Source organism: Streptomyces sp. NPDC056835 (assembly GCF_042789485.1).
Taxonomy (GTDB): domain Bacteria; phylum Actinomycetota; class Actinomycetes; order Streptomycetales; family Streptomycetaceae; genus Streptomyces.
Genome location: NZ_JBHUBB010000020.1, coordinates 1 through 13723 on the forward strand (window position 1 = coordinate 1; position 13723 = coordinate 13723).

The following is a 13723-nucleotide window of genomic DNA, read 5'->3' on the forward strand; positions in this document are numbered from 1 at the left end:
TGCCCGCTCAACGAGACGGGGCGCCACCGCCCCGCCCGCCCAGCGCAGCAACTCGGCACGCTCCCCATCGGACAACACGACTTCGACGGCACGAGAACCACGAGACATGAAAACAGCCTACAGATTTAAGCCCGCGATTTCAGGCGCATCACACTAGCAGGTCTCCCGGTAGGCGATCTTCGGGAGATAGGCGTCCCACTGTTCCGTACCGAGTCCGCCCCCAACCCGTTCGCACACCCGCCGCGCGGCCCGTTGCGGATCGAGCACTCCGATCTCACGGTGTACACCGTTCGAGGTTGCGATCCGCAGGGTGTCGCTGTTGTCAGTGAATCCGAGCCCGAGGATGCGGCCCTCCTCGATCTGGATGAGCGTGCCCGGCGTGCCGGGCGAGGCGGTTTCCCAGACACGTACGGAATCGTCCTGGGTTCCGACCGCGACGAACGCGCCGTCGGCCGAGAAGGCGACGGCCGGCGACTCGTGCCGCCCGTCGTGGTTCGACGGTGCGAGGATCGCGATCCGGTGTTGGCCAAGGCGGTCCCAGAACGTGACCCGGCCCTCAAAGGTGCTGACCGCCAGGTGGTTTCCGCCCCGGCTGAACCACGCAGACCGCAGTGTGTCCTCGCCGTACAGGCCGGTGAATTTGCGGCCGGTGTCCAGATCGTATCGATCGCCGTTCGACGTGAGCAGAGCGGTCGCGTCCGGTGTCAGGAACGCGGAGAACGTCTCGGTCTGCTTGCGCAGGAGACGGTGTCTGGCCTGCGCTGAGGCCCGCCACACCTCGACGACGCTCGGGGCGTCGTTCTGCCCGCCGATCGGCCGGGAGGTGGCGAAAAGCAGGGACGCGCCGTCCGCGCCCACGGCGATGGTCTGAATCAGTTCCGGCACCTTGATTCGCGCGGTCTCGCGCCGGTGATCCACGTTCCACAGGCGAACTTCGGAGTCTCCGTATGCGACGGTACGGCCGTCCGGCGAGAAAGCGAGGTGGGGTGCTATGTCCCCGCGTACCCGGCCCGGAAGGAGGATCGTCCTGCCGCCTCGTTCGTGCAGCTGGAACTCCCAATCCTGACCGTTTCGCTGTGTCGTCAGTGTTCTGTGTCCGTCCGGGCTGAACTCGGCCTGTTGGTAGGGCTGCTCTGGCCGCCCCAATCCGGGAGTCTCCAGTACGGCGCGGACGTCGAGCGTCTTCACGGTGTTCGTTCCGCCGACGACGAAGCGCAGCACTCCGTCTGCCGGATTGATCCGTGGCTCGATGGCGTCGGACGCTTCCGGTGTGTAGGTCGTCAGTGGGTGGTTCGGGCTCGCGGTGTGCCACAGGGCGATGCCGCCTTGGAGAGTGACGGCGTATATCCCGTCGGTGCTGAACGACACCTCCGGCCTGTCCTTGCCACCCGTCTTGATCACAGGGCGCTCCCGGCCGTCCCGCACGTCCCAGGTACGGACTCCGCCTTCCACCCCTACGGCGATGGCGCGGCTGTCGGGCAAGAACATGAATCGGGCGCCGTTGTCGCACAGTTCGCGATCCGCCTCGCGGGTCCAGGGCGCGGGCAGTCGGCGCTTCGACTCGATGTCCCAGACAGACAATCGGGCGCCCTCGTTTGCGCAGGCGGCCAAGAGCTTCCCATTCGGGCTCAGCTGGGCGATCGGGCCGTCACTCTGGCGTGCCCCCACCGTGAACACGACCCGGCCCGTCTCCACGTCCCACACCTGCACTCTGGCTCTATTCTCGTCCTTGTCCAGGGTGATGAGGAGGCGCCCATCGGGGCCGAACTCGACTTCTGGATGGTCCCCCTGAAGATCATCGAGTCGCTGCGTCCGCTGCCCGTCGCGCAGGTTCCGCACAACGACGGTGCCCCGGCTGTCGAGGTACGCGACCCGCCCGGCGTCGCCGCTTACTGCGAGGACTGATGAGAAGGCGTCGCCTGGAATCTTGACCGCGCCGAGCGAGCGGCCGGTGCGCGCATCCCACTGGTAAACACGGTCCCTGCCGACCTTTGTCAGGATCCGGCCGTCCGAGCTGAGCCGGCCCGGCGATTGCATATCGCCCGTACCGTCGCGCGGTGTGAACGATGCCTGCTCGCGCTGAACGGCGGCGCCTCGCACCGCCTCGCGGGTTTCCGGCAGGTCGGCAATCCGCCATGAGGCCACACTCAATTGCATGGCCAGGCGCGGGTTCGATGCACGCAGGGCTGTCGCGACACCGGCAATGCGGCGGGCCTCGGCCTCGTCGCGGCGGCTGTCGCTGATGCGGCCCTGCTGCCAGGCCGCCGTGCCCGCTACCGCCGCAAGGCAAATCAGCAGGGCCAGGGCTGAGATCAGGGCGCGGCGTCGGCGGGCACCACGCATGCGTGTCCTAAGCGCCTGCTCGTGGGCGGCCAGGCTCGCGAGGTGAAAGTCGCCTTCCAGGGCCGTCAACTCACCGGTAGTTGTCTTGCGCTCCGCCTTGTCCGGATCTCCGAACGCCTCACGGGCCGCCGAGAGTCGTACGCCCCGAAACAGCGCCCCGGGGTCTCGATCCAGCGCCTCCCACGTACGGGCCGCCTCCGTCAACGCCCGATGCAGGCGCAGCCGTTCTCGGTCGGCCTCGATCCAGCCGCGCAGCCGTGGCCAGGCAGTGAGCAGGGCTTCATGGGCGAGGTCGACCGTGGTGCCGTCGATGGTGAGCAGTCGGGCCCGCACAAGCTCTTCCAAGACGGCCGACTCGGCCAACGCCGTTGGAAGTTCGGAACGTTCCACGGGCCGGCGGGTGTCCTGTGTGCCGTCACCCGGGGAGACCATGCGCAGCAGCAGTCGGCGGGCGACCGCAGCCTGCTCATCGGTGAATCGGGCGTAGAGCGCCTCGGCGGTGTGGGCGATGGCGCCGCGCACCCCACCGATCGCGTCGTACGCCTGCTCGGTGAGCGTCTTGCCACGGCGTCGACGCCAGATTTCGAGCAGGGCGTGTGCCATCAGCGGCAGACCGCCCGGCTGCCTCTCGACGTCGGCAACGATGCGGGCGGTCAACGCCCTCTCCACGATGAGACGGTCGCGCTGCGCCGGACCGACGATGGCCTCCCTGAGCTGGGCGGACGTCATCGGGCCAACGAGGAGCGTGGCGGATCGTAAGGCGTCGGCGAGCGGACCGTGCTCGGCGCAGCGGCCGTAGAAGTCGGCGCGTACCGAGATGACAACGCGCAGTCGGCTCTCGGGAGCGCGGGCTGCGAGCAGCGCGTCGATGAATCGGGCGCGGGCGGAGTCGTCGTGGCAGAGCGTGAACAACTCCTCGAACTGGTCGATCAGGACGATCGTGTCGCCCTGTTGAGCAGCGTCCGGTGCGAGCAGGGAGGGATCGGGGCGATCCGACGGGGTGATGACACGGACGACGGCGGGTCTGCGCCGCGGATCCTCTTCGTTGCGCAGGGCTGGGACGAGCCCCGCGCGCAGCAGGGACGACTTGCCGCTTCCAGAGCCGCCCACCAGAGCGACGATGCGGTGGCGGGCGACGGAGGCATCGAGTTCCGCTACAAGTTCGCCGCGCCCGAAATACGTATCTCGGTCGTCGGGCTCAAATCGGGCCAGACCCTTGTAGGGAGAGGCCGCCACCTCCTCCACGGCCTCGGCTTCCTCGGCAGCGTCCGCGGTTGCCGCGCGCCGGCGCCGCTCCCAGTCGGCCTCGTCGCCACCGCAGGCCCGCACATATGCGAGCAGGACGGGCAGAGTCGGAACTCGCTCACCGGAGGCGGCGGCGGACAGGGTCGGGGCCGAGAATCCGACGCGCTCGGCCATCGCCCTATATGTAGGTCCGCCCGCTTCCCCACGCAACTTCCGCAGCTCGTACGCGAGGCGTGGAGCGGCACCCGCAGCCGGGTCGAGCGGCTTCTCCCGGCGCCCCATGGGTGGCTCCCCCCGTCGTGCGATGCGGGCCCCCTCAACCACCGGTCGCGGCCCCCGTCAGCCCCACGAGCCTATCCGGCCAGCGTTACTGCTGTTCGGCGTCCTGCCGGGAATTGATTGGGCCCCGTAACGGGGACTGCGCATCAATTCCTCGGCGGCTGGACTCGACCTGTCCCACTCGTCGAGCCATGCCGGAGTCAGCCATCGCCACCGTCCAACCCCACACGCTCCTCGCACGTCATCGCACCACGCCCTCCCCCCGTGCAACAGCAGCCCTCGGCCGGCGATGCGTCGTGGGCGTGCCGGCGCTGCTCGCTCTCATACTGGGTCTCTGGGGTCTGCGGCGCGATGGTGCCGTTTGGCATGACGAGGCCGTGACCATCGGGCTGGCGAGTCGCGATCTTCCCGATCTGTGGCAGACGTTAGGGCACATCGATGCGGTGCACGGTCTCTACTACCTGCTGATGCACGGCCTGTTCGACATCTTCGGTACGGACGTCGTCGTGCTGAGGCTGCCCTCGGTGCTCGCCGCGGCGGCGGCCGCAGGCGGCGTCGCGATGATCGGCCTTCACCTGGCAGGGCCGCGTGCCGGGCTGTGCGCGGGCATCGTGTTCGTCGTTCTGCCCGGGGTGCAGCGGTACGCGCAGGAGGGCCGCTCGTACGCGCTGGTGTGCGCCCTTGTCGTCTGGGCGACCTATGCCTTGGTGCGAGCGGTCGAGCGCGATCGGCGGGGCGTGTGGGCGGCCTACACGGCGCTGCTGCTCACGGCCTGCTTGGTGCACGAGTTCGCGGTGCTCGCATTGGCCGCGCATGCCCTGGTGGTGCCGCGCGCGATGCGCCGGACCTTCGTGGCGGCGGCCGTGGGCGTCATTGTGGGGCTTGCCCCGCTTGTGCTGGTGAGTATGCGGGAGTCCACCCAGGTGGGTTGGCTGGACGCCACGAAACCTGACGAGTACGCCCACTTCGCACTCATGGTCGGCGTGGCCCTGGCGGCGGTATGGATCGCCCTGGCGGGCCGAAGGAGCCGCCCCGCGTGCGAGCGCCGGCTGGTCGTCCTCGGTCTCGGTCTCTTCCTCATGCCAACCGGCCTCCTGATGCTCCTGGCCCTGGCCAAACCGCTGTACCTGGAACGGTACGTGCTCTACGGCGCCGCGGGCCTCGCGCTGCTCCTCGGTGCAGCGTTCGACCAGGTGCTGCGGCGCGGACGCAGGATCCGCGCGGGCGTGGTCGTCGCAGCCGTCGCCGCCTTCGCGGCACTGGTGCCGACCGCCCTAAACCTACGCACTCCCGCAAGCCGTTCGGACGACATGACCGCACTCGCCGCCGTTCTGCGCGAGACCGTCCTCCCCGACGACGGCGTGGTGTACCTGTCCGTGAAGCGCAGGGCCTGGGAACTCGCCGAGCCCAGGCCCGCCCCGGGGATGGATCTGGCAAGGGCACGCAGCCCGCTCACTTCGCACAGCCTGTACGGCACCGAGGTGGCCCCCGACGAACTGCGCGCTCGAATGCTCGCTCGTCACCGGATCATCGCCGTCGCCTCACCATCCGGCGTGACGGTAGAGGACAGTGCCATGGCCCGGGTGAAGCGGGACACGCTCGCTGACCACTTCGAGGCGTGCGGCAAGCGAACGGTCGACGGTTCGGTGATCACGGTGTACGCGCGCCCCGGCCGCTGCTGAGGCCGGGTCCGCGAGGATCTCGCGGATTCCGGCCCTCGCCTCGCACCCCTTCCGACCTGGTGGTCCGGACACCGGAAGCGCCGGGACGTTACCTGCGAACGCAACCTTGTGCGGGTTGCATTTCTGGTTGCGTTCGCCGATGTACGACACCGTTCAGAACGCCCACCCACACCCGCTGCACCGCAGGTCAGAACACTCCTGCACGCCCCGGAACCCCCAGACGAACATTTGGAAAGCGTGTTGGGGCAACCCCTCACGTGATCGCGTTACGACCGTGTCCGGGACCCCGAGGATCAGCGGGAGAGTGCCGGCGGTGTGGCGGGCGTCGTGCAGGCGACCGGCCCTCAGCCCGGCCGCCTCCATGGGGTTGAGCGGTTCACCGGTCGGCGAGGTGAAGACGTAGCCCTTCTCCACCCGCTCCTGAAGCACTCCTCGCCGACCGCCCGGAGGAGCGGGTGACGCCCGGAGGAGCGGGTGACGCCCGGAGGAGCGGGTGACGCTCCTGGTGGAGCCGGCCCATCCGAAGGTGCAGGCGGGACACAAGTACAGCGGCGATCAGCGGCCCACTGCCGTAAGGGCCGGGGCTCGCCCGTGAAGCTGCGCGTTCAAACCGACTCTTCCCCTCACCGACGAACCCACTGGATCACGCGAGGCTGTTGCCGGTGAGCGAGCCGGCCGTCTTCACCGCGCGTTCACCCCGCGCGTTCACCCCGGTCGATCGCCCGCATCGTGGTGAGCCGTACGTCGCCCTCAGCCGGAGAGCCCGCTCACCACGACCGCCGGACGCGCATTCCGGCGTCAGTGGAGTCCGTAAGCTCGGGCGAGTACGCCCACGGTGGCGGCCATGGCCTGGCGCAGTTCGTCCGGTGCGACGACCTCGACATCGGTACCGAGCCGCAGCAGCTCCCCGCACGCGTGGTCGGTGCTCTCGGTCGGCATGACGGCCTCGACCCATCCGTCGTCGCCGACGGCGGTCGCGGTGGAGTCGACCGCCCGCACCACTTCTGGGGGGATGTTGTCGGGCAGGCGCCGGCGTCCCCGCGGAGACAGGCGGATGGTGGCTGTGCCGGTGTAACGGCGTGTCTGGAAGTCGTCGAGGTAGGAGGCCCAGTAGGCGCCCAGGTCGAAGTCCTGGGGGCGATTGAACCGTTCATCGCTCAGCACCGCGTCGAGGACTTGGGTGACCCGGTAGGTCCCGATCCGGTTCTCCGTAGCGGCTACGAGGTACCAGACACCGGACTTGAGTACCAGGCCGTAGGGGCGAAGGCGGCGACATACCTCTTGCGGCGCGCGCCAACGGCGGTAGCGCACGTCCACCGCTCGCCGTGTGAGCACCGCGTCGACGAACAGGGTCAGATACGGCGTCTGTTCGGGCTCCCGGTACCAGGCCGGAGCGTCCAGGTGGAACACCGCCGCGGTCCGCGCCGCCTGCTCACCGAGCTCCGCCGGCAACGCGGCCAGCAACTTCAGCCATGCTGCCGTCATCTCCGACGCGATCCCCAAGTCGGCGGCGGGGCCGGGCAGCCCGGCGAAGAACAGTGCCCGCGCCTCCCCCTGGCTCATCCCGGTCAGGCGGGTGCGATAGCCGTCGAGCAGTTGATATCCGCCTTTGCGGCCCGGCTCCGCGTAGACGGGAACCCTGGCGGACCGCAGACGCGCCAGGTCACGGTATGCCGTCCGCACGGACACACCCAGCTCGTCGGCTATCCCTTGCGCGGGTACGCGTCCGCGGGATTGCAGCAACAGCATCACCGACAGCAGTCGACCAACAGACATGGGCACATTCTCCCCGGAAACCCTGACAGCCCCTGGCACATGGCCGCCCTACCGTCAGTCCACGGCCGGCTCCGACCGAACGAGCCGGGAACCCGCGCCTGAAGAAGAGAACCGAACAGGAGCTTGCCGTGCCCCCTACGGATCCCGTCGTGCACCCTGCCGTGATCGAGCTCCGCCAGTACACGCTGCGTCCCGGCCGACGCGACGAACTCATCGAGCTGTTCGACCGGGAGTTCGTCGAAACCCAGGAAGAGGCAGGGATGTCCGTGCTCGGCCAGTTCCGGGACCTCGATGACCCGGACCGCTTCGTCTGGCTGCGCGGCTTCCGGGACATGGCGGCACGACACCGCGCACTGACGGCCTTCTACGACGGCCCCGTCTGGGCCAAGCACGGCCCCCGGGCCAACGCCACCATGATCGACTCTGACAACGTCCTGCTGCTGCGCCCCCTGTCGGACGAGAACGGCTTCGCCGTCTCCTCGTCCGAGCGACCCCAGGTCGGTGCTCCGGCACCGGAGCGATTCGTGTCCGCCACCATGTGGTCCTTCCCTCCCGGTCGGTACGACGGCATCGCGCTGATCCGGGACGGCCTCCTCCCCGTGCTCCGGAAGACGGGCCCCACACCGTTCGCCGCCCTCGGCACCGAGACAGCGCACAACACATTCGCCGGACTGCCCGTCCGCACCGGAGAGAACGTCGCCGTGGTCTGCACCTCGTATCCGGACGAGAGCGCTTACCGACAGCACCTCGCCGATATACAGGCCGATCCCCTCGCACGGGACGAGATGCTGCCGGCCATCGAGCGAGAACAGACAGCGGCCCCGCGGGTACTGCGGCTGGCGCCCACAGGCCGCTCGGCCATCTCCTGAGCGGCGCGGAACTGACGGATCGGCCGGCGTTGAGGCGGGCGGGGCTGGGAGGCGACGCACTGTGTTGCGCGATGGCGGCTCGGCATGGTCTCCGCAACGAGGAGCTACGGGGCGCGGTGCGCGTCCGTGCGGTTGCTCCGCGCGGTCTCGGCTCCTATTCGACCGCCGTGCTGAGCGCCAGGGCCGCCTCTCGGACCGCGGCCTGGGTGACCGGCGGGCCGTCGGAGGCACGTTCCAGCAGGCTCCAGGCGGCCGGCGAGCGCAGCAGTTCGATGGATACGGGCACACAGGCCGCCTGGACATCGGGGTGCTGCCCGGGAGGAGCGAACGTTTCGGCGACGATCGCGGCGGCGGTGCCGACGGGGAGCCGGGAGGCGGCCAGCCGGACGAGTTCCTTACGGCTGGTCACCTTGGCGGCAGGGGCGGGTGCGCCCGCGGTCGCGGGCAGCAGTGCGGCGCGCAGGACCGCCTCCAGCCGGGATGGGAGTCGCGCCAGGGTGGTCAACGCCCAGTCCAGCAGCGGTCGTTCGCCGCCCCCCGCGTGTTCCCGCAGCAGTGCGAGCGCCAGCGCCGACAGGGCTTGCCAGGTCCGTCCCGAGCTGTCTCGCGCCGCCACGGCATCGGCCAGGATGGGGTCGAGCGAAGGGGCGTCCGCCCCGGTGAAGAGGCCCGGCGGGACCTCGGTGTTCTTCCTACGCCTCGGCGAGCAGCGGGTCGAAAGGGGTCGAGCTCCAGCGGCCCGACATGAAGGAGAGGAAGTCCTTCACGAACGCGCTGCGGGAGTACGTCGCGTCGGCGTCGGCGTCGGCGTCGGCGTCGGCGTCGGCGTCGGCCACCGTACGCCGGAACCCGGTCCGGAACAGGGCCCGGTACTCGTCCGCGTCGATGGACTGGTTGCCGTCCGTATCGGTGACGTCGAAGAGCACCTCGGCGACCCTGATCAGCGCGGGCCCGGCGAGAGAGGGGACCGCGGCGGCGTACTCCTCCCTGCTGATACGGCCGTCACCGTCGATGTCGAGAGCCGCCTGGAGCTCCCTCCACCACTCGGCGTACGCGTTGTAGAGCTTGGTCTCCTCCGGCTCGTCCAGGTCGAGGCGGGAGGACAACTCCCGTGCCATGGCGGCGAGATCGGGCCAGTCCAGGTAGCCGTCCCCGGTCTGGTCCAGTACCGCGGTGAAGAATTCCTCGGCGCTCCGCCGCGGCTCGGCTCCCTCTGCTGAACCGTCCTGCGCCGGAAAGGGCGTGACCAGCCGGAACAGGGCGCCGGCCCTCTTCATCCGGTCGCGCAGCGCGTTGAGTGTCGCCGCGCGGGGGTCGTCGCTGTCCGGGGACAGGTAGAGCAGGCTGGTGACGTTCTCGGCCCGGAGCCAGTTGTCGGGCAGGAAGCGTGCCAGACCGACGCCCACATAGGCGCTGTGCATCAGCGACTGGGCGCCGGGGATTTCGGGCAGACCCGCCCGTCGGCGGAAGGATTCGGGGAGGGACGCCACGGTGATCGTGCCGAGGACCGGACCGGCGAGCGCGCGACCCGCCGCCCATACGGTGGGCAGGCCGTCCAGCAGAGGCGGCGCCGGGAGATGGTCGAAGAGCTTGTAGAGGATGACGCGCAGGGCCTCGGTGTCCTCCAGTTCCTCCTGGACCATGTGGTCGTAGTACTGCCAGAACTCCTTCAACGTGGGCGGCAGATGACCGGCCTGATCCCCGAAGGCCCCGAGGTATGCCTGGAATTCGGCGTAGAGCTGTTCCATGGTGGTCCGGTCGAGCGGCTGCCCGCTCAGTCGGCACATGGTGACGGAGCTCTCGAACAGCGTCGCGACCACCCAGGCGCGGACCTGGGGGTCCATCGCGTCGTAGGGCCGGTTCTGTGCGTCCGTACCGCTCAGCCTCGCGTGCAGACGGTTGAGCCGCGCCGCCTCCCTTCGCCGCGTATCGTCGTCGGCTTCGAACATGCGCTGGAGGCTGACGAGGGTGTTGCGCAGCCGCCGCCACGGATGCGCCACGAACGTCGAGTTGTCGATCAGGGCCGCGCCGATCTGCGGATGGGCGGCCTCCAGCACCGTGGCCCTGAGGACGGCCAGGGCCCAGCGCGGATCGTTGAAGAACCGGTGGAACTGCGCGTCGGGCCCGAACAGGGAGCCGGGCTGTGTTTCAGGGGTCGGCCGTACCGGGTCACCGTGGTGATCGGTGGCTTCGGAACGGGCGTCCTTGGGGCGGCTGCTGCCTGTGTCCGTCACGGGTGAGGTTCTCCGTTCGCGTGCGGCGCCACGCCGCCGAAGCGGCGGTCGCGTTGCCGGTAGGTGTGCAGGCACTCCAGGAAGTGCGGCGCGCGGAAGTCGGGCCAGAGCACCGGCGGAAAGATCCACTCGGCGTAGGCCACCTGCCAGAGCATGAAGTTGGAGATGCGCTGTTCGCCGGAGGTCCGGATGAGGAGGTCCACATCGGGTGTGTCGGGAAAGGGCAGATGAGCGGCGAAGGCCCGCTCGTCGACGGCATCGGCCGGCACCTCGCTGCGGATGAGGGACCGAGCCGCCTCGACGATGTCCCTGCGTCCGCCGTGATCGAACGCCACGGTCAGCGTCATGCCTCGGTTCATGCTGGTCAGCGTCATCAGGTCGGCGAAGTCCCGGGCCAGCGGTACGGGGATCCTCGGGTCCGCCACTCCGAGGAACCGGCAGCGGATACCGCGCGCGAGCAGCAGCGGGGCGTGTTTGCGTACCACGCGGCGCACCAGTCGCATGAGGAAGTCGACCTCGCTGCTGGGGCGTTGCCAGTTCTCGGTGGAGAACGCGTACAGGCTCAGCCACTCCACCCCCGCTGTCCGTGCCGCCTCGATGATGTCGATCACCGTCGCCTCTGCCGCCTGGTGACCCGACGTACGCGGCAATGACCGCTGTGCCGCCCACCGGCCGTTCCCGTCCATCACGCACGCGACGTGACGCGGCACGCTCCCCTGCCGGTCCTCAGCGGCCGGGCGACGCGGCTGCGCGAACGCCGAGGACGAGGACGAGGCGGAAGTACCGCCGGCTCGTTCAACCGTCATACGTGCTCCCCCGGTATCCCCGGCGTCCCCGGTATCCCCGGCACATGTGCTCCCCCGGCTGCCGCAACACAGTCCCCAGTCCCCCTCCGCCTCGGGCCGCGAGGCACCACCGCGATGGGCCCCGCACCGCTACGTGCGTCGCACACCTACCGGAAACCTGTCGGGTCCGCCCGGGTGATCGGCGTTCCCGCACGCGACGGAGCGGCCTGTGGCACACTCCCGCACCCCCGATTCCACGCACCGCTCGGATCGACCCGCAGCAGATCGACCCTCAGCAGAGTGCCGGTACCCGGCCCCGGGCACATCGCGATCTCTGCGCATTCACCCTTAGTACGTCAGTCCTATTTCACAACCTCATGGCCGGAGCCTTCAGCGTTCCCCTCACGGCGACCCCTCACGGCGACCCCGCGCTGACGGACCCGCCGGGACCGCGGTGGCCCGGCCGGTCGTCGCGGTACCAGAGGGTGCTCCGCAGATCGGCGCCCCGTACCAGCTGGATCCGCCAGGGATCGATACGGATCACGTGGTACTCGGGATCCTCGGGTCCGCCGCGCCAGTACCGGACCGGGTCGTACCCCACCCCCGGCGGACCGCCCTCGACATACAGGTCCCAGGCGTGGCGTCTGGACTCCTCGTCCTCGGCCCAGGTCGAGACGCTGTCGACGAAGGCGGCGTTCTGCCGGGGGCTCCAGTACGCGTACGTAGTGTGCGGGTTGCCCGCGAGGTGGGCCGTCCTGACCGGGGTCTTGTAGACGGCGAGCCAGCCGACCGGGTGGCGGTCGACGACTTCCCAGACGGGGAGGAGCACGCGGGCCCTGGGGCGGTTCTCGCGGTCGACGGTGATCATCGTGGCGTACGTGATGCCGCGGACGTAGCTGAAGAAGGTGTCCTGGATCTCGGCGAAGGCACTGGCTCTGTCGGCCATGAAAGGCTCCTCACGCTGGTCGGCGATTCAGCTGGTCGGGCACTCAGCGGGCAGCGGGGGTGTCGGGACGGGGGGCCGGCGCCTCCTCGTACGCGACCGCCGTGCCTTTCGGCGGCCGCAGCCCGAAAGCGCTGACGAGGGCGGCGAGCAGGGCCGCCGCGAGCGGGACGACCAGCGCGGCGCGGTAACCCTCCAGCACGGCCGCCGACGAGTCCGCGTCGGTGGCCGCGACGTTCACGGCGGTGACCGCCGAGAGGCCGAGCGCGGCGCCGAACTGGAACGAGGTGTAGAGCAGACCGCCGGCCAGCCCCTGTTCGCGCTCCTCGATACCGTCCGTGGCGGCGATGGTGAGCGGGCCGTACGCCAGCGCGAAGGCCAGCCCGAGGATGATCAGACTCGGGAACATCATCGGATACGTCCAGTCGGCGCCGACCGGCAGGAACAGCGCGTAGGCGAGCGCGGCCAGCAGCAGACCGCCGAAGATCACCCTGGCGTTGCCGAACCGGGCCACCAGCTTCGGTGTGAGGGTGGGCGAGAGTACGGCGTCGATGCCGATGACGATCATCGCGAAGCTCGTCTGGAGCGTCGACCAGCCGCGCAGCTCCTGGAGATACAGCACCACCAGGAACTGGAATCCGAAGAAGCCGGCCGCGAACAGCGACGCGGAGAGGTTGGCCCGCACCAGCGCTCCGACGCGGAAGATGCCCAGGCGTACGAGCGGGGAGGCCGAGCGCCGTTCGACGGCGACGAAGACGGCGAGGAGGACCAGGCCCGCCGCGAGCGTGCCGAGCGTCCAGCCGATCCCGGTGTGGGAGGCGCGTTCGACGCCGAGCACGAGCAGCACGATGGCCGCGGTGACACTGACCGAACCGGCCAGGTCCACGCTCTCCCCGGTCCTGTCCGGCCGCGGCGACCTGGGCAGGAGCGCGAGCGCGGCGGTCAGGATGAGGAAGGACAGGACGACCGGGGCGAAGAACACCCATCGCCAGTCGACCGCGGTGAGCAGCCCGCCGACGACCAGACCGATCGAGAAGCCGCCCGCCGCCGTGCCGGAGTAGACGAGCAGGGCCTTGTCGCGGCGCGGGCCCTCCTCGAAGCTCGTGGTGATGATGGACAGCCCGGCCGGGGTCATGAAGGCGGCGGCTACGCCGGTGACGAACCGCGCGACGATCAGCGTCCAGCCGTCGGTGGCGAACCCGCCGAGGCCCGAGAAGAGCAGGAAGACGGTGAGCCAGAAGACGAACATCCTGCGGCGGCCGAAGAGGTCGGCGGCCCGTCCCCCGAGCAGCATGAAGCCGCCGTAGCCGAGGACGTACGCACTCATGACCCACTGCAACTCGCCCGTGGTCAGGCCTAGTTCGGAGCGGATGGCGGGAAGGGCCACATTGAGCATCGCCACGTCGATGCCCTCCAGGAAGATCGCACCGCACAGGACGAACAGCACGCCCCAGTCACGCGTACTCATCTGAATTCCTCGATGGTGTAGGGAAGTTCTTGGCTCGATCACCATCGATCAGCGGCTGTGGGGGAACAACGGCGAAGATCGCAACGTTCGTCAAGCCAG

9 protein-coding genes and 1 pseudogene are annotated in these 13723 nt (G+C 69.5%); 2 read left to right on the top strand and 8 right to left on the bottom strand.

Features of this window, described 5'->3' with window-relative positions; all coding sequences use genetic code 11:
• Positions 1-153: 153 nt before the first annotated feature.
• Positions 154-3870 carry a hypothetical protein gene (locus ACFRMN_RS22765; protein WP_383022352.1) on the bottom strand — a complete coding sequence of 1239 codons (3717 nt, stop codon included), beginning with the start codon at positions 3868-3870 and terminating at the stop codon, positions 154-156.
• 374 nt (positions 3871-4244) lie between these two features.
• Here ACFRMN_RS22765 and ACFRMN_RS22770 point away from each other — a divergent pair, with 374 nt between their 5' ends.
• Positions 4245-5549 (top strand): glycosyltransferase family 39 protein, encoded by a 1305-nt coding sequence (locus ACFRMN_RS22770; RefSeq protein ID WP_383022354.1) that lies wholly within the window; start codon positions 4245-4247, stop codon positions 5547-5549.
• A 267-nt stretch (positions 5550-5816) separates the two neighbouring features.
• Here the strand turns inward: ACFRMN_RS22770 and ACFRMN_RS22775 are convergent.
• Together ACFRMN_RS22775 and ACFRMN_RS22780 are read right to left on the bottom strand one after the other, a co-directional pair.
• Positions 5817-5960: pseudogene (locus ACFRMN_RS22775) on the bottom strand (site-specific integrase); the annotation flags it as partial.
• Between the two features lie 387 nt (positions 5961-6347).
• Positions 6348-7325 (bottom strand): helix-turn-helix transcriptional regulator, encoded by a 978-nt coding sequence (locus ACFRMN_RS22780; RefSeq protein WP_383022356.1) that lies wholly within the window; start codon positions 7323-7325, stop codon positions 6348-6350.
• A 128-nt stretch (positions 7326-7453) separates the two neighbouring features.
• On the opposite strand from ACFRMN_RS22780, the gene ACFRMN_RS22785 reads away from it, so the two are divergent.
• Complete coding sequence (locus ACFRMN_RS22785) at positions 7454-8194, top strand: NIPSNAP family protein (RefSeq protein WP_383022358.1); 741 nt, start codon at positions 7454-7456, stop codon at positions 8192-8194.
• Between the two features lie 154 nt (positions 8195-8348).
• Here the strand turns inward: ACFRMN_RS22785 and ACFRMN_RS22790 are convergent, their stop codons facing one another.
• From ACFRMN_RS22790 to ACFRMN_RS22810, 5 genes are all read right to left on the bottom strand, one after another.
• A complete protein-coding gene (locus ACFRMN_RS22790; protein WP_383022360.1) occupies positions 8349-8810 on the bottom strand; it encodes a hypothetical protein in 462 nt (153 codons plus the stop codon).
• 76 nt (positions 8811-8886) lie between these two features.
• Positions 8887-10428, bottom strand: a complete 1542-nt coding sequence (locus ACFRMN_RS22795; RefSeq protein WP_383022362.1) for an oxygenase MpaB family protein — start codon at positions 10426-10428, stop codon at positions 8887-8889.
• On the bottom strand, positions 10425-11114 hold the full coding sequence (uppS, locus tag ACFRMN_RS22800; protein ID WP_383022526.1) for a polyprenyl diphosphate synthase: 690 nt from the start codon (positions 11112-11114) through the stop codon (positions 10425-10427). The genes ACFRMN_RS22795 and uppS overlap by 4 nt, the downstream gene beginning before the upstream one ends.
• Positions 11115-11628: 514 nt before the next feature.
• Entirely contained in the window at positions 11629-12159 is a 531-nt protein-coding gene (locus tag ACFRMN_RS22805) for a pyridoxamine 5'-phosphate oxidase family protein (protein ID WP_383022363.1), read from the bottom strand.
• 43 nt (positions 12160-12202) lie between these two features.
• Positions 12203-13624, bottom strand: coding sequence for an MFS transporter (locus ACFRMN_RS22810; protein ID WP_383022365.1), 1422 nt, complete (start codon positions 13622-13624; stop codon positions 12203-12205).
• Positions 13625-13723 lie beyond the last annotated feature (99 nt).

Coding starts and splice junctions, on each gene's coding strand:
- ACFRMN_RS22810 (WP_383022365.1), bottom strand. CDS start 13,624: ATGAGTACGCGTGACTGGGGCGTGCTGTTCGTCCTGTGCGGTGCGATC.
- uppS (WP_383022526.1), bottom strand. CDS start 11,114: ATGGACGGGAACGGCCGGTGGGCGGCACAGCGGTCATTGCCGCGTACG.
- ACFRMN_RS22780 (WP_383022356.1), bottom strand. CDS start 7,325: ATGTCTGTTGGTCGACTGCTGTCGGTGATGCTGTTGCTGCAATCCCGC.
- ACFRMN_RS22805 (WP_383022363.1), bottom strand. CDS start 12,159: ATGGCCGACAGAGCCAGTGCCTTCGCCGAGATCCAGGACACCTTCTTC.
- ACFRMN_RS22765 (WP_383022352.1), bottom strand. CDS start 3,870: ATGGGGCGCCGGGAGAAGCCGCTCGACCCGGCTGCGGGTGCCGCTCCA.